Source organism: Streptomyces sp. NPDC025721, assembly GCF_055558595.1.
Map to the genome: position 1 here is coordinate 53,827 of NZ_JBVHMF010000019.1, position 24,107 is coordinate 77,933.

Here is a 24,107-nt window from a genome sequence, read left to right on the forward strand (position 1 = left end):
CGCCCCGGAGGGGCAAAGCGCGTGTCCCGCCGTGCGATCACCCGACTGCCGTGCCTACTGTAAGTAGGTGGACCAACACAGTGCGCGTTCAGGTGCCGCTCCGGGACCCGGCGGAGAGGCCGCAGTCGGGGTGTACCGCGCCCCGCGCCCCCGGCAGGCCGTCATGGCCACCGCGGTACGGCAGACCGTCCACCGGCTGCGTACCGCCCAGCGGCCCAGGCCACGGCTGACCGGCCTCGGCACCGGGCTGCTGACCACCGCCGTGACGGTCGCGGGCGGCGGGATCGACGTCCTGCTCTTCGACGGCCCCGGCGTCTTCTTCGGCCTGGTCTTCGTCGCGGTGTGCGTGGCGGCGGCGGTGTACGTACGCCCGTACGACCTGGTGGCGGCCCCGGTGGCGGCGCCGATCGCCTTCGCCGTGGGCATCGCGCTGACCGCCGATAGCGGGGGCGGCGGCCTGGCCGGTCATCTGCTCGGCGTCTTCACCGGGCTGGCGCTGATGACCGGCTGGCTCTACGCCGGGACGGTGCTGGCCGCCGCGATCGTCGGGATCAGAGCTTTGCGGCTGCCATCGCGGCGCCGACGATCCCCGCGTTGTTCTGCAGTTCAGCGGGAACGATCTCGGCGCTGATCCCCTTCACCAGGGGCAGGAACTTCTCCGACTTGCGGCTGACGCCGCCGCCGATCACGAACAGGTCGGGCGAGAAGAGCATCTCCACGTGCGCCAGGTACTTCTGGAGCCGGTGCGCCCAGTGCTCCCAGCTCAGGTCCTCGTCCTCGCGGGCCTTGACCGACGCCTTCTTCTCCGCGTCGTGCCCGTGCAGCTCCAGGTGGCCCAGTTCCGTGTTGGGCACGAGATTGCCGTCCACGAACAGGGCGCTGCCGATGCCGGTGCCCAGCGTCAGCATGATGACCGTGCCGCCCCGGCCGCGGCCCGCGCCGAACGTCATCTCCGCGACACCCGCCGCGTCCGCGTCGTTGAGCACCACCACGGGCAGGCCGAGGCGGTCGCCGAGCATGCCGCGCGCGTCCAGGCCGACCCAGCCGCCGTCCACGTTGGCCGCCGTACGGGTGGTGCCGTCCACCACCACCCCGGGGAAGGTCACGCCGACCGGGCCCGACCAGCCGAAGTGCTCGATGACCTGGTGCACCCCGTCGATCACCGACTCCGGAGTCGCGGGCTGAGGGGTGTCGATCTTGTAGCGATCGTCCGACAGGGCGCCCTGGTCCAGATCGACCGGAGCGCCCTTGATTCCCGTACCACCGATGTCCACACCGAACATATTCATGGCCCCCAGGTTAGAGGTGACGGGAAAAAGTCACCTCTTGGCGGATTCCCCGGCGGCGGCCTCGGCACGCAGATCGCGGCGCAGTTCCTTGGGCAGCGAGAACTGGATGGACTCCTCGGCGGAGGTCACCACCTGCACATCGGCGTAGCCGCGCTCGGCCAGCCAGTCCAGGACGCCGTCGACCAGGATCTCCGGGACGGACGCGCCGGAGGTGACGCCGACGGTGGTGACGCCGTCCAGCCACGCCTCGTCGCACTCCTCGGCGAAGTCGACCAGGTACGAGGCGCCGGCGCCGGACTGGAGGGCGACCTCGACCAGCCGGATGGAGTTGGAGGAGTTGCGGGAGCCGACCACGATCAGCAGGTCGGCGTCGGCGGCGATCTGCTTGACCGCGACCTGGCGGTTCTGCGTGGCGTAGCAGATGTCGTCGCTGGGCGGCGAGAGCAGGTTGGGGAAGCGCTCCTTGAGCGCGTCCACGGTTTCCATCGTCTCGTCCACCGACAGGGTGGTCTGGGAGAGCCAGACGACCTTGGACTCGTCGCGGACCGTGACCTTGGCGGCGTCGGCGGGGCCGTCGACCAGGTGCATGTGGTCGGGCGCCTCGCCCATCGTGCCGACGACCTCTTCGTGGCCGTCGTGGCCGATCAGCAGGATGTCGTAGTCGTCCTTGGAGTAGCGGACGGCTTCCTTGTGGACCTTGGTCACCAGCGGGCAGGTCGCGTCGATCGAGGCGAGGCTGCGCTGGGCGGCCTCCTCGTGGACGACGGGGGCCACGCCGTGCGCGGAGAAGATCACGATGGCGTTCTCGGGCACCTCGTCCGTCTCGTCGACGAAGATCGCGCCCTTCTTCTCCAGCGTCTGGACCACGTATTTGTTGTGCACGATCTGCTTGCGCACATAGACCGGGGCGCCGTACTGCTCCAGCGCCTTCTCGACGGTGATCACGGCCCGGTCCACGCCCGCGCAGTACCCGCGGGGGGCGGCGAGGAGGACGCGGCGGGGGCTCGTAGCGGCAGTCATGGGGTCCATCGTACGGGGGCGCTGATCGCACGCGCGGGGGCGTACGGGGGTGCGGCCGTTCGGCGGCGGTGTCGGTCGCGCCCACTACGCTGCGGGCATGGCTCTGAACACCTCGGCGCAGACGCCGATCCCCGTCGGTGAGGTGTCGCGGCTGATCGGCGGCTGGATCGACCGGCTGGGCGCGGTGTGGGTGGAGGGGCAGATCACCCAGTTGTCGCGGCGGCCGGGCGCGGGCGTGGTGTTCATGACGCTGCGCGACCCCTCGCACGACGTGTCGATCACGGTGACGTGCTTCCGCGGTGTCTTCGAGCAGGTCGCGGACGTGGTCGGCGAGGGCGCGCGGGTGGTGATGCACGCCAAGCCCGAGTGGTACGGGCCGCGCGGCCAGCTCTCGCTGCGCGCGGTGGAGATCCGCCCGGTCGGGGTGGGCGAACTGCTGGCGCGCCTGGAGCAGTTGAAGAAGACGCTGGCGGCCGAGGGGCTCTTCGCCCTGGACCGCAAGCGGCCCATACCGTTTCTGCCGCAGCTCATCGGCCTGGTGACCGGCCGCGCCTCGGCGGCCGAGCGGGACGTGCGGGAGAACGCGCGGCTGCGCTGGCCCGCCGTCCGCTTCGAGGTGCGCAATGTGCCGGTGCAGGGCGCGAGCGCGGTGCCGCGGGTGATCGAGGCGGTACGGGAGCTGGACGCGCGTCCGGATGTCGACGTGATCGTGGTGGCGCGCGGCGGCGGCAGCGTCGAGGACCTGCTGCCGTTCTCCGACGAGGAGCTGGTCCGCGCGGTCGCGGCCTGCCGGACCCCGGTGGTCTCGGCGATCGGCCACGAGCCGGACTCGCCGCTGCTCGACCTGGTCGCCGACCTGCGGGCGTCCACCCCGACCGACGCGGCCAAGCGGATCGTGCCGGATGTGCGCGAGGAGCTGGCGCGCGTCCAGTTGGTACGGGACCGGGCGCTGCGGGTGATGCGCGGGCTGCTGGACCGGGAGGAGCGCGGCCTGGATGCGGCGCTGAGCCGTCCGTCGATGGCGGCGCCGTACGGGATGATCGACGGCCGCGCGGCGGAGGTGGCCGACCGGGTGGACCGGGCCCGCCGCACGCTGCGCCATCTGCTGGAGCGCGCCGACGCGGATCTCTCGCACACCCTGGCGCGGGTGGTCGCGCTGTCCCCGGCCGCGACGCTGCGCCGCGGGTACGCGGTGCTCCAGCGCGAGGACGGCTCGGTGGTACGGGACCCGGCGGAGGTGGCGCCGGACGACGCGTTGCGGGCGCGGGTGGCCGAGGGCGACTTCACGGTGCGCGTCACGGAGTGATGCCGGGGTGCGCGTGGGCGGCGCGCGGTGATGTCGGCGTCGCGCGGTTCGGCGGCGCGCGGTGATGTCGGCGGCGCGCGGTTCGGCGTCGTCACGCGGTGATGCCGGTGTGCGCGTCGCCTGACCTGTCCCACCCCGCGCCTAGGCTTGCCCCCATGGCAGACACGGCAGGCACCACCGATACGGCGGACCGGGAGAGCGGCAGCGCGGCCCTCGGGTACGAGCAGGCGCGCGACGAGCTGGTGGACGTCGTACGGCGGCTGGAAGCGGGCGGCGCGACCTTGGAGGAGTCCCTGGCCCTGTGGGAGCGGGGCGAGGAGCTGGCCAAGGTCTGCCGCCGCTGGCTGGAGGGCGCGCGGGCCCGGCTGGACGCGGCGCTGGCAGCGGAGGAGGACGACGAGGAGGCGGAAGGGGCCACGGGGGCCGCACAGGAGTGACAGGGGTCACACTTGCCCCAGGGAATGGTTGAACGTTCACCCAGGTTGGTCGGAGTGTTCCGACGCGCCGCCCCCCGGCGCGCCCCCCTCGCACGACCGAAAGACCTGAGGATCCCGCATGACTCTCGTGCTCGACACCGCCGCCCAGGACCTGCTCTTCCGTGAGGCCCGCACCGCCAACACGTTCACCGACGAGCCGGTGACCGACGAGCAGGTCCAGGCCATCTACGACCTGGTGAAGTACGCGCCGACCGCCTTCAACCAGCAGCCGCTGCGCGTCGTCCTGGCCCGTACCGAAGAGGGGCGCGAGCGCCTGGTGCGGCACATGAGCGAGGGCAACAAGGCGAAGACGTCGACCGCGCCGCTGGTGGCGATCCTGGCCGCGGACAACGAGTTCCACGAGGAGCTGCCCACCCTGCTCCCGGTCTTCCCGCAGGCCAAGGACGTGATCTTCGCCGAGCGCCCGGTCCGCGAGCAGTCCGCCGCGCTGAACGCCGCGCTCCAGGTCGGCTACTTCATCATCGGCGTTCGCGCCGCCGGTCTGGCCGCCGGCCCGATGACCGGCTTCGACGCCGACGGCATCAACAAGGAGTTCTTCGCGGACGGCGAGCACTCGGTGCTGGCCGTGGTCAACATAGGCAAGCCGGGCGAGGCCGCCTGGTACGACCGCAACCCGCGCCTGTCGTACGAGCAGGTCGTGACGACCGTCTGATCCGTACGACGGACCGACGTATGTCCGTATGACCGGGCACCTGGTCACACGTACGTCCGTATGACCGGCTACCGGTGGGACGTATGTCCATACGACCGGCCGCCCCCGGTGGGACGTATGTCCATACGACCGGCTACCGGTTACTGGCCGCCGCGCTCCTTCAGCGCGGCGGCCATCGTCGTCAGCTCCGCGTCCTTGCCGGTGCCCAGTACCACCGTGGTGACGCCCTGCTCCTTGCGGACCAGCGCGTTGTACTTCGGCCCCGCGTAGCGCTCCCAGACCAGGCCGCCCGCGGTGACCGTACGGCCGCCGTCGCGGTGCGCGTCGAAGGTGACGTCCTTGATGTACGGCTCGGCCGCGGCGTTGCTCTGCTCGACGGCGACGTACTGGTCCTCGGGGTCGACGAAGCCGATGTGCCAGGTCACCGCCTGCGGGTCGGCCGCGCTGTAGGTGACCGAGGTGGCCCGCCAGGTCGCGGGCAGCCCCTCGGGCCCCGCCACCTTGTACGGCGCGTCGCGCCGCGCCTGGCCGAGCTCCACCGAGAAGGTGACCGGCTTGGTCGGGTCGGCCTTCGAGTCGTGCGGGATGAACACATAGATGAGGGCGGCGACGGCGCCGATCACCGCCATCGACAGCACCAGGTCCCGCACGGTCTTGTTGCCACGTTTGTCTGCTGCCACCCGACCATCGTCCCCCATGCCGGGAACGGCCCCGGACGCCGGGGTCCGCACCCTCCGCGGGCCCCGGCCCGCACAGGGCACCAGGCGCTCATGTGACGTGCACCCTGCTCATATTCGCGCCGAACCGATAGGGTCGGAACACCCTCATATTCCGGCCGTCCTCGTACAGAAAGGTGCGCGTGATGACCGAACAGCATTTGCCGCCCCAGCTCGAAGTGAGCCCGGAGGCCCCCGACCGCAACCTGGCACTGGAACTCGTACGCGTCACCGAGGCCGCCGCGATGGCGGCCGGACGCTGGGTCGGCAGGGGCGACAAGAACGGGGCCGACGGCGCCGCGGTGAACGCGATGCGCACCCTCGTCCACACCGTCTCGATGAACGGCGTCGTCGTCATCGGCGAGGGCGAGAAGGACGAGGCGCCCATGCTCTACAACGGCGAGCGGATCGGTGACGGCACCGGGCCCGAGTGCGATGTCGCCGTCGACCCGGTGGACGGCACCACGCTGACCGCCAAGGGCATGCCGAACGCGGTGGCGGTGCTCGCCGTCGCCGACCGCGGCACCATGTTCGACCCCTCGGCCGTCTTCTACATGGACAAGCTGGTGGTCGGCCCCGAGGCCGCCGAGTACGTCGACATCACCGCGCCGCCCGCGGTCAATGTGCGCCGGGTCGCCAAGGCCAAGGGCAGCGCGCCCGAGGACGTCACCGTCGTGGTGCTCGACCGGCCGCGGCACGACGGCATCGTGAAGGAGATCCGCGAGACCGGCGCCCGGATCAAGTTCATCGCCGACGGCGACGTGGCGGGCGCGATCATGGCGGTGCGCGAGGGCACCGGCGTGGACATGCTGCTGGGCATCGGGGGCACGCCCGAGGGCATCATCGCGGCCTGCGCGATCACCTGCCTCGGCGGCACGATCCAGGGCAGGCTGTGGCCGAAGGACGACGCCGAGCGGCGCCGTGCGCTGGACGCCGGGCACGACCTGGACCGGATTCTGCACACCAAGGACCTGGTCAGCGGCGAGAACGTCTTCTTCGTCGCCACCGGGATCACCGACGGCGAACTGCTGCGCGGGGTGCGGTACCGCGCGGAGACCGCCACCACCTCGTCGCTGGTGATGCGCTCCAAGTCCGGCACGATCCGGCAGATCGACTCCACGCACCGGCTGTCCAAGCTGCGGGCGTACAGCGCGATCGACTTCGACCGGGCGCGCTGAGGCTCACTCCCCGCCTTCGGTACGTCCTTCGGTATGTCGGCTGCCGCCTGCCGCGGCGCACTCGGGCCCCGTATTCCCGGATGCGGCGCGGCGGGCGGCGCCCGGCCGACGAAACTCCTGAGCCGCTGAGCCGTACGGTCAGCCCGCGGCGGCGATCTGCGGGTCGGGGCGCTGGAGTTCGACCTCGCGACGGCGGCGGCGGGCCAGCACCACGCGGCGCTCGGCGGCGGTCATGCCGCCCCACACCCCGTACGGTTCCGGCTGGAGCAAGGCGTGTTCACGGCATTCGAGCATCACCGGGCAGCGCGCGCACACGCGTTTGGCCGCCTCTTCCCGGGACAGACGAGCGGCAGTGGGCTCCTTCGACGGGGCGAAGAACAGCCCCGCCTCGTCACTGCGGCAGGCGGCCTCCGAGTGCCAGGGCCCGCCCAGATCCCGCGGATGACCGGGCGGGTAGGCGGTGTCCGTGACGGGCTCGATCGGTTGAAGCACGGGATACTCCTGACGACGGCTCGGCGATTGCCACCCTGGCGCGTCACCGACCACTCCCCCGGCGGGCGCGGATCTCAACGGCGGCAGTGCGGCGGCGTGCTCGAACCCCTACCCGCTGTACGCGACTTCATGCGCACCGTGTTCGCCCGGCGCGAGAGCCCCGCAAGCCTGTGACCTGCGGATGGCGGAAACACGCACGATGCTTGGCGCACTTACGCACCATCAATCACAGCCGTTACCGAGTCGGGGGGCGTGAAACCGCCGCTGCCCGCTCACCCGTGCCCGAGGCCGCCTCACCCCGGCGCCGGAGGCTCCCCCGACCGGTCCCGCGCCTCAGCTCTCGAGGTTCTTCTTCGTCCAGTCCTTGACCTTCTTGCCGCGCTTGGCCTTCGCCTCGACGCCGCCCCAGAAGGCGAAGCCGTCGATGCGGACCACCGGCGCGTCGGCGTCCGGCGCCTCGAACGCCTTGACGTCGGAGCCGCCCATGATGCCGACGACCCCGCCGCCGCGCAGCGTCACGTTCTCCGGCAGCTTGACGCTGATGCCGCCCATGATCGCGGTGCAGTGGATGACCAGTTCGGGCGAGGTGAAGGTGGCCTCGGTGAGGTCGATCTCGACACCGCCCATGATCGCGACCGCGGTGATCCGGTGGCCGACGCGCCAGCGGCCCTTGCGCTCGGCCCCGCCGAGGATGCCGACCAGGTTCGGGTTCTCGCCGCTGGGGTCGGGGGCGTAGTGGTAACCGCCGCGGGCCGCGGGGGCGGGCGCCGGTGCGCTGGTCCTGCCCACCGGCAGATCCCGTACCAGCGGCTCCAGTTCGCCCATCGTCTTGGCCGCGTAGACCTGGTCGAGCCGCTCGGAGTGCTCCGACGAGTCCAGACGGCCCTCGGCCAGGGCCTCGCGCAGGATGTCGGCGATTCGGTCCCGGTCCGCGTCCGACGCCCGCAGGTCCGCTTCCGCGGTGGGCTTGCCCGTACGCACCGGCTGGGGCTGCTCTTGCGCGCGCTTCTGGAGCTGCGATTCGTCCACGTCCCTACGGTACACAGACGCGATAGATCGCGACTACCCCGAAGTACCCCCTAGGGGTCCGGCCCGCCCGGCCGTTCGGGGGCGTTCTAGAATCGGGAGGCCGCAGCGCCGCCGCCGAGTGAGGAATGCCCCATGCCTGAGTTCGCCTACACGGATCTGCTTCCCCTCGGCGAGGACCCCACCACGTACCGCCTGCTCACCGCCGAGGGTGTCAGCACCTTCGAGGCGGACGGGCGTACGTTCCTCACGGTCGATCCGGAGGCGCTGCGGCTGCTCGCGGCCGAGGCGATGCACGACATCTCCCACTACCTGCGCCCGACCCACCTCGCGCAGCTCCGCCGCATCCTGGACGACCCGCAGGCGAGCCCCAACGACAAATTCGTCGCGCTCGACCTGCTGAAGAACGCGAACATCGCGGCGGCCGGCGTGCTCCCGATGTGCCAGGACACCGGTACGGCGATCGTCATGGGCAAGCGCGGCCAGCAGGTCCTCACCGCGGGCGGTGACGAGGAGGCGCTGTCGCGCGGGATCTACGACGCGTACACCAAGCTCAATCTGCGCTACTCGCAGATGGCCCCGCTGACGATGTGGGACGAGAAGAACACCGGCTCCAACCTGCCCGCGCAGATCGAGCTGTACGCGACGGACGGCGGCGCGTACAAGTTCCTCTTCATGGCCAAGGGCGGTGGCAGCGCCAACAAGTCCTTCCTCTACCAGGAGACGAAGGCGGTGCTGAACGAGGCGTCGATGATGAAGTTCCTTGAGGAGAAGATCCGTTCGCTGGGTACGGCGGCCTGTCCGCCGTACCACCTGGCGATCGTGGTGGGCGGGACCAGCGCCGAATTCGCCCTGAAGACGGCCAAGTACGCGTCCGCGCACTACCTGGACGAGCTGCCCGCCGAGGGCTCGGCGGCCGGACACGGCTTCCGGGACAAGGAGTTGGAGCAGAAGGTCTTCGAGCTGACGCAGAGGATCGGGATCGGGGCGCAGTTCGGCGGGAAGTACTTCTGCCACGACGTGCGGGTGGTGCGGCTGCCGCGGCACGGCGCGTCGTGCCCGGTCGCCATCGCGGTGTCCTGCTCGGCGGACCGGCAGGCGCTGGCGAAGATCACCGCCGAGGGCGTCTTCCTGGAGCAGTTGGAGACGGACCCGGCGCGTTTCCTGCCGGAGACCACCGACGAGCACCTGGACGACGACGTCGTCCGCGTCGACCTCAACCGGCCGATGGACGAGATCCGCGCCGAGCTGACCAAGTACCCCGTGAAGACCCGGCTTTCGCTGTCCGGGCCGCTGGTCGTGGCCCGCGACATCGCGCACGCCAAGATCAAGGAGCGGCTGGACGCGGGCGAGGAGATGCCGCGGTACCTGCGCGACCACGCCGTCTACTACGCGGGCCCGGCCAAGACGCCCGAGGGGTACGCCTCGGGCTCCTTCGGGCCGACCACCGCGGGCCGGATGGACGCCTACGTCGAGCAGTTCCAGGCCGCGGGCGGCTCCTTCGTGATGCTCGCCAAGGGCAACCGCAGCAAGCAGGTCACTGACGCGTGCGCCGCCCACGGCGGCTTCTACCTCGGCTCCATCGGCGGCCCCGCCGCCCGCCTCGCCCAGGACTGCATCAAGCGGGTCGACGTCCTCGAATACGCCGAACTCGGCATGGAAGCCGTCTGGAAGATCGAGGTCGAGGACTTCCCCGCCTTCGTCGTCGTCGACGACAAGGGCAACGACTTCTTCCAAGACCCTTCCCCCTCCCCCACCTTCACCACCATCCCCCGCCGCCAAGGCGCCTGACCCCTGCGGGAAGCTCACCGCCTACGGCTCTGCCGCCCGACGGGGGGCCGCGCCGCGGGGGGCGCGCGCCGCGCGGGGGCGGTAGCCGCGGACGCGCACGGCGCAGGCACGGGCGGGTACCGCCCTGCGGGGCGGTGGCGGCACGGGTGCGTGCTGTCGCCGCCGCGGGGGGGGGCGGGCGCGCGCCATTGGGTAACCGCAGCGGCGGCATGCTCGGACGCGCACGGCGCAGGCACGGGGCGGGTACCGCCCTGCGGGGCGCTGGCGGCACGGGAGCCGCGACGGCGCCAGCGCGGCACGGGTGCGTGCAGACCCACGGGGCGGCAACGACCGCATGCTCGCGCACGGTAATGGGCACGCGCTTGCCCTGCGGGGTGGGGCCGCAACTCCGCAGACTCGGGAGCGGCGACGGCGACATACGCGGGCGCGAGCGCGCACTGCACGCGGGCTGGGCGATGGTGCCCGCAGGAGCAGCGGCAGACGCGGACGCGGCAGCAGGTAGCGCGGGCAGCGCGCAAGGCGAGTCGAAGCAGGGCCCGGCGGCAACGGGCCATAAGCCGGTGCACCTGATGCGGCGGGGCGTGGCAGCGCCCGCGTTACGGGGCCGGCCCGGCGGCTGATCGCCGACGCCCGTCACCCGGCATGCGTCGCGACGCGGCGCTGAACCGGGCGAAGGCCCCGCCCGATGGGGCGCGGCACGGCGCCGGAGCCCTGCCGGTTACCCACCGGCCGGGGGTGACACCCCAGCGCGCGCGCCGCAGGCCCGGCGGGGGGACCGCCGCGTATGCCAGCGCACGGCGCCGGGGCGGCGGGGCCGGCCGAGAACCGCGTAGGGCGGGGGCCGCTGATTACGCCAGCACGCAGCGCCCGGGCGGCGGGGCGGCACCCGCACGTGTCGCAGGGGCGGCCCGGCGGGGGGGCCGCTGATTACGACAGCGCGTGGCGCTGGGGGTCGGTGGTGAACGCCAGCGCGTGGCGCCGGGGGTTGGTATAGGCCAAGGGCAGGGGGTGGACCTTCACGAAATCCGCAAGAAGTGGAGGGCTTGCAGGCCAGGGTGGTCGGGGGGTGGCGGAATGCCCGGCTCGCGCAGCGGGGCCGATTCATCAACCGTTGACATGTCCTTAGCGGGAGCGGAACATTCCGTACCTGGGAGAGCGCTCTCCCAACTGACGGCCCGTCATGACGCCTGCCGCCACGTCGTGCCGTCAGCCCCCCATGCGCACCATCAAGCAGGAGGTCTCCATGGCACGGAGGACCAGAAGGATCCCGGGGCTGCTCATAGCCCTGTCACTCGCCGCTACCGGCCTCGGTATCGGCGGGGTCGCGATGACGACCGGAAACGCTTCCGCCAGCACACCGGCCGCCGCGGACCACGCGGCCGACCACGCCGGGATGCCCGGCATGGCGATGCCGCTGACCGGCAACGGACTGGCGTCCGGCGACGACCCGGACGGCGACGGCTACATCATGGCGAACCCGCCGGTCACCGGCGTGACGCCGTCGACGTACGAGCCGCCGCACGCGTACTTCCACGAGTTCCAGGCCCAGTGTGCCCCCACGCACACGGCGCCGGACGACCCGATCGTCTTCCCCGGCCAGCCGGGGGCGTCGCACGACCACACCTTCATGGGCAACACCAGCACGAACGGCAACTCCACGACGGCCTCGCTGGAGACCGGTAACACCGTGTGTCTGGCGCCTGGCGACAAGTCGGCGTACTGGATGCCGAGTCTGTTCAAGGGCACCCAGAAGATCCTGCCGGTCGGCACGCAGACGATCTACTACAAGTCGTCCGTGAACGACTACACCAGCGTCCGCCCCTTCCCCAAGGGCCTGCGCTTCGTGGTCGGCAGCCCGAGCCAGACGCAGGACGAGTTCCAGCACCTCAAGGGCACCGTCGAGGGCTGGGAGTGCGGGACCAGTTACCACAACTGGAACATCCCGGTGAGCTGCCCCAACACGCCTGACACGCAGCTCAACATCCGTCTCCAGGCACCGAGTTGCTGGGACGGCATCCACCTGGACGTGCCGGACCACAAGAGTCACATGGCCTACCCGGTCGCCGGCGGCGCCAACCAGAACGTCTGCCCGGCCGACCACCCGGTCGCCCTGCCGATGATCGAGTTCAAGATGGCCTGGCCGGTGAACGGCGACATGTCGCAGGTCCACCTCTCCAGTGGCCAGGGCTTCTCCTTCCACTACGACTTCTTCAACGACTGGGACGCCCCGACCCTCAACGCGCTGGTCACCCACTGCATCAACGGTGGACTCCAGTGCGACGCCCGCGGTTACGACCAGTCGCAGCCCCAGAAGGGCGCGGCTCTGAACCAGAACTACCAACTGCCGTAAGCCCGGACACCGCGCTCTCCCGCGCGGGCCGGGCTTTACCCGACCCCGTGGGAGAGCGCTCTCCGGAAACCTGTCCCCCCAACACACAGGTGATCTATGAACAGCCCCGCACTTCCCCCCTCTCAACCCCCCACAAGCAGCACAGGCAGCACGACCGGCACACCCGGCTCACCGGTGACATCCGTCTTCTCCCGGCGCGCGGCCCTCGGCGCGCTGGCGGCCCTCGCGGCCACCCCGGTACTGGCGGGCCGCGCCTCGGCGGCCACCGCGGCCACCGCGTCCGGCGCGAACGGTACGAAGGCCGGTACGACGGCCGGTCCGCGCGCCGCCGCCGCGGACCCCGACTTCGGCCCCAACGTCCTGGTCTTCGACCCCTCGATGCCGATCGCCGACATCCAGGCGAAGGTCTCGGACGTCTTCCGCCGCCAGGAGTCCAACCAGTTCGGCACCGACCGCTTCGCGCTCTTCTTCAAGCCGGGCACGTACGAAGGACTCGACGTCAACGTCGGCTTCTACACCCACGTCGCCGGTCTCGGCCTGTCCCCCGACGACGTCGACATCCACGGCCTGGTGCACGTCGAGGCCGACTGGATGCAGGGCAACGCCACCCAGAACTTCTGGCGCAGCGCCGAGAATCTGTCGGTCACCCCGACCGGCGGCTCCAACCGCTGGGCGGTCTCGCAGGCCGCCCCGCTGCGCCGCGTGCACATCCGCGGCGAGGTCCCGCTGTGGAACGGCTACGACGGCTGGTCCAGCGGCGGCTTCATGGCCGACTGCAAGGTGGACGGCCGGGTCGTGTCCGGCTCCCAGCAGCAGTGGCTGACCCGGAACAGCGCGCTCGGCGAATGGGCCGGTTCCGTATGGAACATGGTCTTCGTCGGCGTGGACGGCGCGCCGCCGCAGAACTTCCCCGACCCCTCCCACACGGTGGTCGACAGCGCCCCGGTGATCCGGGAGAAGCCCTTCCTGTACGTGGACGGGTCCGGCGCGTACCAGGTGTTCGTGCCCGCGCTGCACAGCAACGCCCGCGGGGTGACCTGGAACGGCGGCGCGCAGGGCGAGTCGATCCCGCTGACCGACTTCTACGTCACGAAGCCGGGCGACTCGGCGGCCACGATCAACTCCGCGCTGGCGCAGGGCAAGCACCTGCTGGTCACGCCGGGCGTGTACGCCCTCGACCAGACCGTGGAGGTGACGCGGGCGGGCACGGTCGTGCTGGGCCTGGGCATCGCCACGCTGCTGCCGGACAACGGCATCACCGCGCTGTCCGTCGCCGACGTCGACGGTGTGAAGATCTCCGGGCTGCTGATCGACGCGGGCGCCACGAATTCCGCGGTGCTGGTCCGCGTCGGCCCGCAGGGCGCCGGCGGCGGCCACGCGGGCGACCCGACGCTCCTCCAGGACGTGTTCGTGCGGATCGGCGGCGCGCAGGCCGGCAAGGCCACCGTGAGCGTCGAGATCAACAGCTCCGACGTGATCGGCGACAACCTGTGGCTGTGGCGGGCCGACCACGGCAGCGGTGTCGGCTGGGATGTCAACACCAGCGACACCGGCCTGGTCGTCAACGGCGCGCGCGTCACGCTGTACGGCCTGTTCGTGGAGCACCACCAGAAGACCGAGGTGCTCTGGAACGGCGACGCCGGACGGACGTACTTCTTCCAGAACGAGATGCCGTACGACCCGCCCAACCAGGCGGCCTGGATGGACGGTTCGCGGCACGGCTACGCCGCCTACCAGGTGGCGGACTCGGTCTCCTCGCACGAGGCGTGGGGGCTGGGCAGCTACTGCCTTTTCCTCGCGGACCCGAGCGTCGTCGCCGACAGCGCCCTGCTGGTGCCGAACACGTCCGGGGTGCGGCTGCACGACATGGTCACCGTCTCGCTCGGCAACGACGGGACGATCAGCCATGTCGTCAACGAGACCGGAGACCCGGTGAACAACACCAACTCCGGTATCTCCTACCTGGTGAGCTACCCGTGACCCCCTCGGAGGACGAGATGCGCGCACATGTGATCAGGAGGACGGCCAGGCGCGGCCTGGCGCCCCTCGCGGTGGCGGCACTGGTCGCGGCGGGTCTCGCCGTCGTGCAGGCCCCGGCCGCGCAGGCGGCGGGCAGCGTGGTCAAGGTGACCGGCTCGCAGGGCAATTGGCAGCTCACCGTGGACGGCGCCCCGTACACCGTGAAGGGTCTGACGTGGGGTCCGCAGCCCTCGCAGGCGGCGGCGGACCTGCCGGACGTGGCGCGGATGGGCGTCAACACGATCCGTACGTGGGGTACGGACGCGAGCAGCGCGCCGCTGTTCGACGCGGCGGCGGCCAACGGCATCAAGGTGATCGCCGGTTTCTGGCTCCAGCCGGGCGGCGGTCCCGGCTCGGGCGGCTGTGTCGACTACCTGACGGACACCACGTACAAGAACAACATGCTCGCGGAGTTCCCGAAGTGGGTGAACACCTACAAGGACAACCCGGGCGTGCTGATGTGGGACGTCGGCAACGAGTCGGTGCTGGGGCTCCAGAACTGCTACAGCGGTGACCAGTTGGAGCAGGAGCGCAACGCGTACACCTCCTTCGTCAACGACCTGTCGAAGGCGGTGCACGCGGCGGACCCGAACCACCCGGTGACGTCGACCGACGCGTGGACCGGCGCGTGGCCGTACTACAAGCGCAACACCCCGGACCTGGACCTGCTGGCGGTCAACTCCTACAAGGACGTCTGCAACGTCAAGTCGGCGTGGGAGAGCGGCGGTTACGACAAGCCGTACATCATCACCGAGGGCGGCCCGGCCGGTTCGTGGGAGGTGCCGAACGACGCGAACGGTGTGGCGGACGAGCCCACCGACCAGCAGAAGGCGGACGGTTACACCAACGCGTGGAACTGCGTGGCCGGCCACCCCGGTGTGGCGCTGGGCGCCACGCTCTTCCACTACGGCAACGAGGACGACTTCGGCGGCATCTGGTTCAACCTGGTGCCCGACGGCCTGAAGCGGCCCTCGTACTACGCGGTCAAGCGCGCGTACGGCGGGAACACCTCGGGTGACAACCAGCCGCCGCTGGTGACCGACATGACGGTGGACAACGCCACTTCGGGTGTGCCCGCGGGCGGCACGGTGACGATCACCACCTCGACCTCCGACCCGGAGAACGACCCGATCACGTACCAGGTGCTGTTCAGCAGCATCTACATCGACAACAACGGCTCGCTCACCCCGGCCGCGACCACGCAGAACGGCGGCACGCTGACGGCGAAGGCGCCGGAGAAGGTCGGCGTGTACGAGGCGTACGTCCGCGCCACCGACAACCACGGCAACGTCAGCTACGGCTCCAAGTCGGTGCGGATCGTGCCGCCGAAGCCGAACGGTACGAATGTCGCGCTCAACAAGCCCGCGACGGCCTCCACGTACCAGACCGACCCGACCGGCGGCTGCCCGTGCACCCCGTCGAACGCGGTGGACGGCAACGCCGGGACCCGCTGGGCGAGCGACTGGAGCGACCCGCAGTGGATCCAGGTCGACCTGGGCGCCACCACCGCCTTCCACCACGTCCAGCTCTCCTGGGAGTCGGCGTACGCCAAGGCGTACGACATCCAGACCTCCGACGACGGGCAGAACTGGACGACGGTGAAGTCCGTGACCGACGGCAACGGTGACATCGACGACCTCGACGTCTCCGGCACCGGCCGCTATGTGCGCCTGACGGGCACGCAGCGCGGCACGGCCTACGGGTACTCGCTCTACGAATTCGGCGTCTACAACTAAGCGGAGAGGAGGTGCGCTCATGTCGGACACCGTTACCGGTACGGGTTCGGACTCCCGCATCGACCGGGCCCAGCCGTACGCGCTCAGCCTGTTCCGTATCGTCGTCGGGCTCCTGTTCACCTGCCACGGTGTGGCGTCGCTCTTCGGCGTGCTCGGCACGGCCGAGCTGTCGGCGGGCCGGTGGCCGGGGTGGTACGCGGCGCTGATCCAGCTCGTCGGCGGTGTGCTGGTGCTGTTCGGCCTGGCGACCAGGCCGGCCGCGCTGATCGGCTCGGGGTCGATGGCGTTCGCGTACTTCGACGTCCATCAGCACCGGGGGCTGCTGCCGATCGAGAACGGCGGTGAGGCGGCGGTCTTCTTCTGCTGGACGCTGCTGCTGATCGTCTTCTCGGGGCCGGGCGCCCTGGCGCTGGACCGGCTGCTCGCGGACCGCAGGTCGGCCGCGCGGGCGGCGCTCGACGCGCAGGAGCCGCAGGACGGGGGGAACGGCCGGCTGGCCATGCCCGCCTGAGGCTCCGCGCGGATCTCACGCGGCCTCGCCCGGCTCCACGCGGGCTCGCGCGGCTGCGCGCGGATTCGGCCGATCTCACCACGGGGAGACAGTGCCCGGGAACACCCTGGTGTTCCCGGGCACTGTTATAGGCATGAGCGAATACCGGATCGAGCACGACTCGATGGGCGAGGTACGGGTGCCCGCCGAGGCGAAGTGGCGGGCGCAGACGCAGCGCGCGGTGGAGAACTTCCCGATCTCGGGGCAGCGGATCGAGCGGGCGCACATCGCTGCGCTGGCCCGGATCAAGGCCGCCGCCGCGAAGGTCAACGCGGAGCTGGGCGTCCTGGACAAGGACACCGCCGAGGCGATCCAGGAGGCCGCGGCCGAGGTCGCCGAGGGGCGCTGGGACGAGCACTTCCCGGTGGACGTCTTCCAGACCGGTTCCGGCACCTCGTCCAACATGAACGCCAACGAGGTGATCGCCACCCTGGCCACCGAGCGCCTGGGCCGCGACGTCCACCCCAACGACCACGTCAACGCCTCGCAGTCGTCCAACGACGTCTTCCCGTCCTCCATCCACATCGCGGCGACGGCGGCGGTGACCGGCGACCTGATTCCGGCGCTCACCCGTCTGGCGGAGTCCCTGGAGGCGAAGGCGGCGGAGTTCGCGACCGTCGTGAAGGCGGGCCGCACGCACCTGATGGACGCCACGCCGGTCACGCTGGGCCAGGAGTTCGGCGGCTACGCGGCGCAGGTGCGGTACGGGATCGAGCGGCTGCGGTCCTCGCTGCCGCGGCTGGCGGAGCTGCCGCTGGGCGGCACGGCGGTGGGCACCGGCATCAACACCCCGGCGGGCTTCCCGGCCGCGGTGATCGCGGAGGTGGCGCGCGCGACCGGGCTGCCATTGACCGAGGCCCGCGACCACTTCGAGGCGCAGGGCGCCAGGGACGGCATCGTGGAGACCTCGGGGCAGCTGCGGACGATCGCGGTCGGCCTCACCAAGATCGCCAACGACCTGCGGTGGATGTCCTCGGGGCCGCGTACCGGGCTGTCCGAGATCGCGCTGCCCGACCTTCAGCCCGGCTCGTCGATCATGCCGGGCAAGGTCAATCCGGTCGTCCCGGAGGCGGTGCTGATGGTGGCGGCGCAGGTGACGGGCAATGACACGGCCATCTCGGTGGCGGGCGCGGCGGGCAACTTCGAGCTGAACGTGATGCTGCCGGTGATCGCCCGCAACGTCCTGGAGTCGGTCCGGCTGCTCGCCAACGTCACGCGGCTGCTGGCGGACCGCACGGTGGACGGGATCACGGCGAATGTCGAGCGGGCCCGCGAGTACGCCGAGTCCTCGCCTTCGGTCGTCACTCCGCTGAACCGTTACATCGGGTACGAGGAGGCCGCGAAGGTCGCGAAGAAGGCGCTGGCGCAGCGGAAGACGATCCGCGAGGTGGTGATCGAGTCCGGTTACGTCGAACGCGGCCTGCTGTCCGAAACGCAGCTCGACGAGGCGCTGGACGTTCTGCGTATGACGCATCCGTAACAGTGCTTCCGTAAACTCTGTTCATGACAGCCGAAGCCGATCTCTCGACCCGCGCCGGGGAGCGCCACTTCTGGACGCCCGGCGCGCAGGTGCTGTGGCGTTACCGGGGGAACGGCACGGACGCGGTGCACATCTGCCGTCCGGTGACCGTGGTGCGCGACGACGCGGAGCTGCTCGCGGTGTGGATGGCGCCCGGTACGGCGTGCGTGAAGCCGGTGCTGGCGGACGGGACGCCGGTGCACCGGGAGCCGCTGGCGAGCCGGTACGTGAAGCCGCGGGTGGCGCGGGTCGAGCCGTGGTGGGGCGCCGGGGTGCTGAAGCTGGCGCGGCCGGGCGAGCCGTGGTCGGTGTGGCTGTTCTGGGAGCCCGGGTGGCGGTTCAAATGCTGGTATGTGAACCTTGAGGAACCTCGTCGGCGCTGGTCGGGAGGGGTGGACTCGGAGGATCACTTCCTCGACATCTCGGTCCACCCGGACCGCTCCTGGCGCTGGCTGGACGAGGACGAGTTCGCGCAGGCGCAGGCGGACGGGCTGATGCCGGCGGAGCTGGCGGCGCGTGTGCGGCGGGCCGGTGAGCGCGCGGCGGGGGTGGTCAGGGCCTGGGGTCCGCCGTTCCGCGACGGCTGGGAGGACTGGCGGCCCGACCCGGCGTGGCCGGTGCCCGCGCTGCCGCCGGACTGGGACCGGCCGCCGTCGTAGAAGCGGCGGGCCGGGCCGGGGGTACGGCCGCGGTGCGTACGGTAGGGGGCGTAAGCGGGCGTAAGCCGTGGGGGGCGGGAGTGAACCTCCGAGCCCCTTGTTGCGTCCCTGACCCCCAACCGTAGGATCGTGCTCCGGAACACTGCGCAATTGCCGATCGCGGCCTAGAGTTTGACGCTACGTCACAGCGACGCGAACACAGCCATTCGTACAGCCATTCAGCAGCAGCCATCCAGCAGCAGTCAGGGAGGCCCGGAACGGTGGGAACCGGCGGCTACGAGCACATGGGGATCCCCCCTGCCGACGATCACGAGGATCAGGGCAGGGACCGTACCGGCCAGGCCGAGGCGTTCGACGCGATCGGCGACCGGTACGACGAAGCGTTCCCGCACAAGGACGGGCAGGTCAGGGCCGGTGAATGGCTCGTCGAGACCCTGCCCGCCGGTGCCCGTGTGCTGGACCTCGGCTGCGGTACGGGACTGCCGACCGCGCGCCAGTTCACCGACGCGGGGCTGCGGGTGACGGGCGTGGACCTGTCGGCCGGAATGCTCGCGCAGGCACGGGTGAACGTGCCCGCGGCCGACTTCGTCCAGGCCGACTTCGCCGACCTCACCGAGGGCGGCCCGCTGGCGCCGGGAAGTTTCGCGGCGGTCGCCGCGTTCTTCTCGCTGCTCATGCTGCCCAAGGACGAGATCCCCGGCACCTTGCGGGCGCTCCACGGCCTGTTGGAGCCCGGCGGCCTGCTCGCCGTTTCGATGGTGGAAGCCGATCTGGACAATGTGCCGATTCCGTTCCTCGGTCACACCATCCGGGTATCCGGTTATCTAAGGGATGAACTGCGCCATGTCGTGGTGGACGCGGGCTTCGAGGTGATCAAGGAGGATTCGTACGCCTACGCACCGGCGAGCACCGACGTGCCGCCGGAGGAGCAGATCTTCCTCTCCTGCCGACGCGCCTGACCAGGCCCGACCCGCCGCGGCCAGCGCGTGGCGCACAGACGGATGGAACGACTCGCGTGACCACGGACCCGCCCCGTACGCCCAGGAACCACGCCGCGACCCCACCGGACCCGCGTGGCGGCTTCGCCGTACCCGAGACGCCTTCGGGGCCGAGTACCGCTGCGGGCCTCGGCTCGGCCACGGGCCACCACGAGCTGCCCCGCGCCGCCCGCGACTTCGAGTCGGCGCGCGGCCTGGCCTCGGCGGCCTCCGCCACACCCCCGCGCCCCGGTGGGGCCCGCCCGCACGACGAGAACGAGCCGGAGGGCAGGCCGGCCGAGCGCCCCGGCGCCGACCACCCGGCGGCCGAGCGCCCCGCCACCGACCGCCCCGGCGCGGACCGGCCCTCGGCCATACCCGGCGGATCCGCCCCCGAGACCCCGCGCGGACCCTCGCGCGCCGTGGAGCCGCACCTGCCGCCGCTGCCGCCCATCCCGACGCACGGCTCCGGCTGGACGGCGCCGCCCGAGGGCGAGTCGCTGGCGTCGTTCGTCAGCACTCCGCCGCGCGGCACACCGCTGGAAGCGGCGGGACACCCCGGCGACGAGGATTCTGTGGGGATGCGCATCCCGATGCCCGTGCAGACCGGTCCCGAGGCCGACCGGCTGCGATACGTGGGCGCCGCGACCCGGCGGATCGCCCGCGGGCTCGACCTCGACGAGATCCTGCTCGGCCTGTGCCGCTCGGCGGTGCCCGCCTTCGCCGACGCGATCCTGGTCTATCTGCGCGACCCGCTGCCGGTCGGCGACGAGCGGCCGTCCGGGCCGCTGCGGCTGCGGCTGCGGCGCGCCGACGGCGGCCTGGAGGAGCCCGCGGACCCGCTGGCGACCGCGACCGCCCCGGTCGGCGCGGCGCCGCTGCTGCCCGCCCTGGAGTCGTCGTACGGCGGCGCCGCCGAGTCCATCGCGGTGCTGCTCGACGGACCGCTGGCGGAAGTGCTGCGCGGCGTACGGCCGGTCTTCGCGGACTCCCCGCGCGCCGCCGACGCGCTCGCCGAACTCCTCGGCCGCCCCGACCACAGCGACGGGCCGCTGCCGGGCATGCCGACCGGGCGCCGCGCCCTGCTGGCACCGCTGCGCGGCCGTCGCCGGGTGATCGGCGCCGCGGTGCTGCTGCGGCGCGCGGACCGTACGCCCTTCGAGGCGGACGACCTGCTGGTGGCCGCCCAGCTCGCCACGCACACCGCGCTCGGCGTCGACAAGGCCGTGCTCTACGGCCGCGAGGCGTACATCGCGGACGCCCTCCAGCGCGAGATGCTGCCGGACTCGCTGCCGCAGCCGACCGGCGTCCAGCTCGCCAGCAGATACCTTCCGGCGGCCGAGTCCGCGCGTGTCGGCGGCGACTGGTACGACGCGATCCCGCTGCCCGGCAGCCGGGTGGCGCTCGTCGTCGGCGACGTCATGGGCCACTCCATGACCTCCGCGGCGATCATGGGCCAGCTCCGTACCACCGTCCAGACCCTGGCCGGGCTCGACCTGGCGCCCCAGGAAGTCCTCTACCACCTGGACGAACAGGCCCAGCGGCTCGGCCAGGACCGCATGGCGACCTGCGTCTACGCCGTCTACGACCCGATCGCCCACCGGCTGGTGGTCGCCAACGCGGGCCACCCGCCGCCGGTGCTGCTGCACGCCGACGGTCTCGCCGAGGTGCTGCGCGTGCCGCCCGGCGCGCCGATCGGCGTCGGCGGGGTGCCCTTCGAGGCCGTGGAGCTGCCCGCCCCCGCGGGGGCGACCCTGCTGCTCTACACCGACGGCCTGGTCGAGTCCCGCAGCCGTGACGTGTGGGGCGGCATCGAGCTGCTGCGCGAACGGCTGCACGACGCCGCCAGCGTGGTCTCGCCGCCGCCGCTGGAGCCGCTGTGCGACGAGGTGCTGGAGATCCTCGGCCCCGGCGACCGCGACGACGACATCGCCCTGCTCGCCGCGCGCTTCGACGGCATCTCGCCCAGCGACGTCGCCTACTGGTTCCTGGAGCCGCACCCCCAGACGCCCGGCCGCGCCCGCCGCCTGATCCGCCAGGCCCTGCGCCGCTGGGACCTCGAGGACCAGTCCGACGCCGCCGAACTCCTGGTCAGCGAGATCGTCACCAACGCCGTGCGCTACGCCGAGCGCCCCATCACCCTGCGCCTCCTGCGCACCGACGTCCTGCGCTGCGAAGTCGGCGACGACGCGCCTCTTCTGCCGCGCATGCGCCACGCCGCCCCGGAGGAGGAAGGTGGCCGCGGCCTCTACCTCGTCAACCGCATGGCCCAACGCTGGGGCGCCACCCGCTTGGGCGCGGGCAAGGTGGTGTGGTTCGAGCTCCCGATCTAGGGCCGTACGGGGGTACGGGGGTGGGGGTGCCGTCTTGGGTGGGGTTGCCGTGGGGGGTGAACGCCCGCGGCACCCTCTTGCGTCGGCTCAGCGTCACGGCGGACCGTAAGGGGGAGCCGTCTTGCGTCGGCTCAGCGTGGCGGCGGACCGTAGGGGGGAGCCGTCTTGCGTCGGCTCAGCGTCACGGCGAACCGTGCGTGGGAGCCGTCTTTCCCATGCTCACCGCGATCCCCTTTTTTTGCCGCCCTCTCGCCTCCGGCGGCTTAGATCCGGTGTCGACGCTCCTCTTCGACGGTCGCTCGTTCCTCGCTCCCTGCTCATCGTCGCTTTCGACACCGGCGCCGCCTTCGGCTCGCTGGCTACCGGCGAACCCCACCTGTGCAGCGGTGCCGCAGGGGCGCAGCCCCTCGCGCGAACGCACCCCGGTGACTCGGCCACCAGCGTGACCAAGGGTCACCGTCTTGTGGCTCAGCGTGCCGACAGGCATATTCGGTGGGAAGGTGGGGAGCAGCGAGGTCATACGACTCCCGAGCGTGAGGACACTCTCGATGAGCACCCCGTACACCACCAACAACGCCGGTATCCCGGTCGAGAGCGACGAGCACTCGCTGACCGTGGGGGCCGACGGGCCGATCCTGCTGCAGGATCACTACCTGATCGAGAAGATGGCCCAGTTCAACCGGGAGCGGGTCCCCGAGCGGGTGGTGCACGCCAAGGGCAGCGGGGCGTACGGCCGGTTCGAAGTGACCAACGACGTCAGCCAGTTCACCCGCGCGGACCTGTTCCAGCCGGGCAAGCGCACGCAGATGCTGGCGCGGTTCTCGACGGTCGCGGGTGAGCAGGGCAGCCCGGACACGTGGCGGGACCCGCGCGGCTTCGCGCTGAAGTTCTACACCGAGCACGGCAATTACGACCTGGTCGGCAACAACACCCCGGTGTTCTTCGTGCGCGACACGATCAAGTTCCAGGACTTCATCAGGTCGCAGAAGCGCCGCCCGGACAACGGGCTGCGCGACAACGACATGCAGTGGGACTTCTGGACGCTCTCGCCGGAGTCCGCGCACCAGGTGACGTGGCTGATGGGCGACCGCGGCATCCCCAAGTCGTACCGGCACATGAACGGCTACGGCTCGCACACGTACATGTGGGTCAACGGCGGCGGCACGAAGTTCTGGGTGAAGTACCACTTCAAGACCGACCAGGGCATCGACTTCCTCACCCAGGCGGACGCCGACACCCTCGCGGGCCAGAACGCCGACTACCACCGGCAGGACCTGTGGGAGGCCATCGACCGCGGCGACCACCCGTCGTGGACGCTGTATGTGCAGGTCATGCCGTTCGAGGACGCGGCGGACTACCGCTTCAACCCGTTCGACCTGACGAAGGTGTGGCCGCACGGCGACTACCCGCTGATCGAGGTCGGCCGGATGACGCTGGACCACAACCCCGAGGACTACTTCGTCCACATCGAGCAGGCGGCGTTCGAGCCCTCGAACATGGTGCCGGGCATCGGCCCGTCCCCGGACAAGATGCTGCTCGGCCGCCTGTTCTCGTACCCGGACACGCACCGGTACCGGATCGGCCCCAACTACGCCCAGCTCCCGCCGAACCGCCCGCACTCGCCGGTCAACTCCTATGCCAAGGACGGCCCGATGCGGTACGAGCCGTCGAACGCGGGGGCGCCGTACGCGCCCAACTCGTACGGCGGACCGGCCGCTTCGCCGCAGGCGTACGGGGAGGTCACCGGCTGGCGGGCGGCGGGCGAGATGGTGCGCGAGGCGTACGCGCTGCACGCGGAGGACGACGACTTCGGGCAGGCGGGCACGATGGTGCGCGAGGTGCTGGACGACGCGGCGCGCGCCCGGCTGGTGTCGAACGTGGCGGGCCACCTCAGCGACGGGGTGAGCGCGCCGGTGCTGGAGCGGGCGCTGACGTACTGGCGCAATGTCGACCAGTCGCTGGGCGACCGGATCGCCGGTGAGGTCAAGACCGGCTGA

The 24,107-nt window shown here is 71.4% G+C and carries 20 protein-coding genes; 15 read left to right on the forward strand and 5 right to left on the reverse strand.

The features are described from left to right. The first annotated feature begins 67 nt into the window (after positions 1–67). Positions 68–631, forward strand: a complete 564-nt coding sequence (locus ACZ4EF_RS24565) for a DUF6542 domain-containing protein (protein WP_355347975.1) — start codon at positions 68–70, stop codon at positions 629–631. On the opposite strand, the gene ppgK is transcribed toward ACZ4EF_RS24565, so the two are convergent. Together ppgK and ACZ4EF_RS24575 are read right to left on the reverse strand one after the other, a co-directional pair. Further along, the gene (ppgK, locus tag ACZ4EF_RS24570) at positions 552–1,289 is read right to left on the reverse strand and encodes a polyphosphate--glucose phosphotransferase (RefSeq protein ID WP_355347972.1); all 738 of its coding nucleotides are present in this window, start codon (positions 1,287–1,289) and stop codon (positions 552–554) included. The genes ACZ4EF_RS24565 and ppgK overlap by 80 nt on opposite strands. 30 nt (positions 1,290–1,319) lie before the next feature. Then, a complete protein-coding gene (locus ACZ4EF_RS24575; RefSeq protein WP_355347969.1) occupies positions 1,320–2,318 on the reverse strand; it encodes a 4-hydroxy-3-methylbut-2-enyl diphosphate reductase in 999 nt (332 codons plus the stop codon). 88 nt (positions 2,319–2,406) lie between these two features. Here ACZ4EF_RS24575 and xseA point away from each other — a divergent pair, with 88 nt between their 5' ends. The 3 genes from xseA to ACZ4EF_RS24590 all read left to right on the forward strand — a co-directional run bounded on the left by xseA (position 2,407) and on the right by ACZ4EF_RS24590 (position 4,764). Next, complete coding sequence (xseA, locus tag ACZ4EF_RS24580; RefSeq protein WP_467506403.1) at positions 2,407–3,615, forward strand: exodeoxyribonuclease VII large subunit; 1,209 nt, start codon at positions 2,407–2,409, stop codon at positions 3,613–3,615. A gap of 155 nt (positions 3,616–3,770) precedes the next feature. Next, complete coding sequence (locus tag ACZ4EF_RS24585) at positions 3,771–4,052, forward strand: exodeoxyribonuclease VII small subunit (RefSeq protein ID WP_467506404.1); 282 nt, start codon at positions 3,771–3,773, stop codon at positions 4,050–4,052. A gap of 118 nt (positions 4,053–4,170) precedes the next feature. Next, positions 4,171–4,764 carry a malonic semialdehyde reductase gene (locus ACZ4EF_RS24590; protein ID WP_391049214.1) on the forward strand — a complete coding sequence of 198 codons (594 nt, stop codon included), beginning with the start codon at positions 4,171–4,173 and terminating at the stop codon, positions 4,762–4,764. Between the two features lie 140 nt (positions 4,765–4,904). Here the strand turns inward: ACZ4EF_RS24590 and ACZ4EF_RS24595 are convergent, their stop codons facing one another. After that, positions 4,905–5,462, reverse strand: coding sequence for a DUF4245 domain-containing protein (locus tag ACZ4EF_RS24595; protein ID WP_467506405.1), 558 nt, complete (start codon positions 5,460–5,462; stop codon positions 4,905–4,907). 164 nt (positions 5,463–5,626) lie between these two features. Here ACZ4EF_RS24595 and glpX point away from each other — a divergent pair, with 164 nt between their 5' ends. Then, positions 5,627–6,658 (forward strand): class II fructose-bisphosphatase, encoded by a 1,032-nt coding sequence (gene glpX / locus ACZ4EF_RS24600; protein ID WP_355347954.1) that lies wholly within the window; start codon positions 5,627–5,629, stop codon positions 6,656–6,658. Between the two features lie 138 nt (positions 6,659–6,796). Here the strand turns inward: glpX and ACZ4EF_RS24605 are convergent, their stop codons facing one another. Both ACZ4EF_RS24605 and ACZ4EF_RS24610 read right to left on the reverse strand, forming a co-directional pair. Then, on the reverse strand, positions 6,797–7,150 hold the full coding sequence (locus ACZ4EF_RS24605) for a WhiB family transcriptional regulator (RefSeq protein ID WP_188281299.1): 354 nt from the start codon (positions 7,148–7,150) through the stop codon (positions 6,797–6,799). Between the two features lie 333 nt (positions 7,151–7,483). Beyond that, complete coding sequence (locus tag ACZ4EF_RS24610; protein WP_355347952.1) at positions 7,484–8,179, reverse strand: DUF1707 SHOCT-like domain-containing protein; 696 nt, start codon at positions 8,177–8,179, stop codon at positions 7,484–7,486. Between the two features lie 132 nt (positions 8,180–8,311). On the opposite strand from ACZ4EF_RS24610, the gene ACZ4EF_RS24615 reads away from it, so the two are divergent. From ACZ4EF_RS24615 to ACZ4EF_RS24660, 10 genes are all read left to right on the forward strand, one after another. Then, complete coding sequence (locus ACZ4EF_RS24615; protein WP_401312956.1) at positions 8,312–9,967, forward strand: fumarate hydratase; 1,656 nt, start codon at positions 8,312–8,314, stop codon at positions 9,965–9,967. A gap of 1,243 nt (positions 9,968–11,210) precedes the next feature. Further along, positions 11,211–12,317, forward strand: coding sequence for a DUF1996 domain-containing protein (locus ACZ4EF_RS24620; protein WP_355347946.1), 1,107 nt, complete (start codon positions 11,211–11,213; stop codon positions 12,315–12,317). A 96-nt stretch (positions 12,318–12,413) separates the two neighbouring features. Continuing rightward, entirely contained in the window at positions 12,414–14,297 is a 1,884-nt protein-coding gene (locus ACZ4EF_RS24625) for an adenylyl cyclase (protein WP_467506406.1), read from the forward strand. A gap of 17 nt (positions 14,298–14,314) precedes the next feature. After that, complete coding sequence (locus tag ACZ4EF_RS24630; RefSeq protein WP_391049204.1) at positions 14,315–16,072, forward strand: discoidin domain-containing protein; 1,758 nt, start codon at positions 14,315–14,317, stop codon at positions 16,070–16,072. A gap of 19 nt (positions 16,073–16,091) precedes the next feature. Continuing rightward, positions 16,092–16,583 (forward strand): DoxX family protein, encoded by a 492-nt coding sequence (locus tag ACZ4EF_RS24635; protein ID WP_467506407.1) that lies wholly within the window; start codon positions 16,092–16,094, stop codon positions 16,581–16,583. 133 nt (positions 16,584–16,716) lie between these two features. After that, positions 16,717–18,102: a class II fumarate hydratase gene (locus ACZ4EF_RS24640; protein ID WP_401721751.1), complete on the forward strand. Its 1,386-nt coding sequence runs from the start codon at positions 16,717–16,719 to the stop codon at positions 18,100–18,102. Between the two features lie 23 nt (positions 18,103–18,125). After that, the gene (gene fomD / locus ACZ4EF_RS24645; protein WP_355347933.1) at positions 18,126–18,800 is read left to right on the forward strand and encodes a cytidylyl-2-hydroxypropylphosphonate hydrolase; all 675 of its coding nucleotides are present in this window, start codon (positions 18,126–18,128) and stop codon (positions 18,798–18,800) included. A 284-nt stretch (positions 18,801–19,084) separates the two neighbouring features. Beyond that, positions 19,085–19,759 (forward strand): class I SAM-dependent DNA methyltransferase, encoded by a 675-nt coding sequence (locus ACZ4EF_RS24650; protein WP_355348005.1) that lies wholly within the window; start codon positions 19,085–19,087, stop codon positions 19,757–19,759. Between the two features lie 194 nt (positions 19,760–19,953). Beyond that, the gene (locus tag ACZ4EF_RS24655) at positions 19,954–22,110 is read left to right on the forward strand and encodes an ATP-binding SpoIIE family protein phosphatase (protein ID WP_467506440.1); all 2,157 of its coding nucleotides are present in this window, start codon (positions 19,954–19,956) and stop codon (positions 22,108–22,110) included. Positions 22,111–22,658: 548 nt separating this feature from the next. Further along, positions 22,659–24,107 (forward strand): catalase, encoded by a 1,449-nt coding sequence (locus tag ACZ4EF_RS24660; protein ID WP_391049197.1) that lies wholly within the window; start codon positions 22,659–22,661, stop codon positions 24,105–24,107.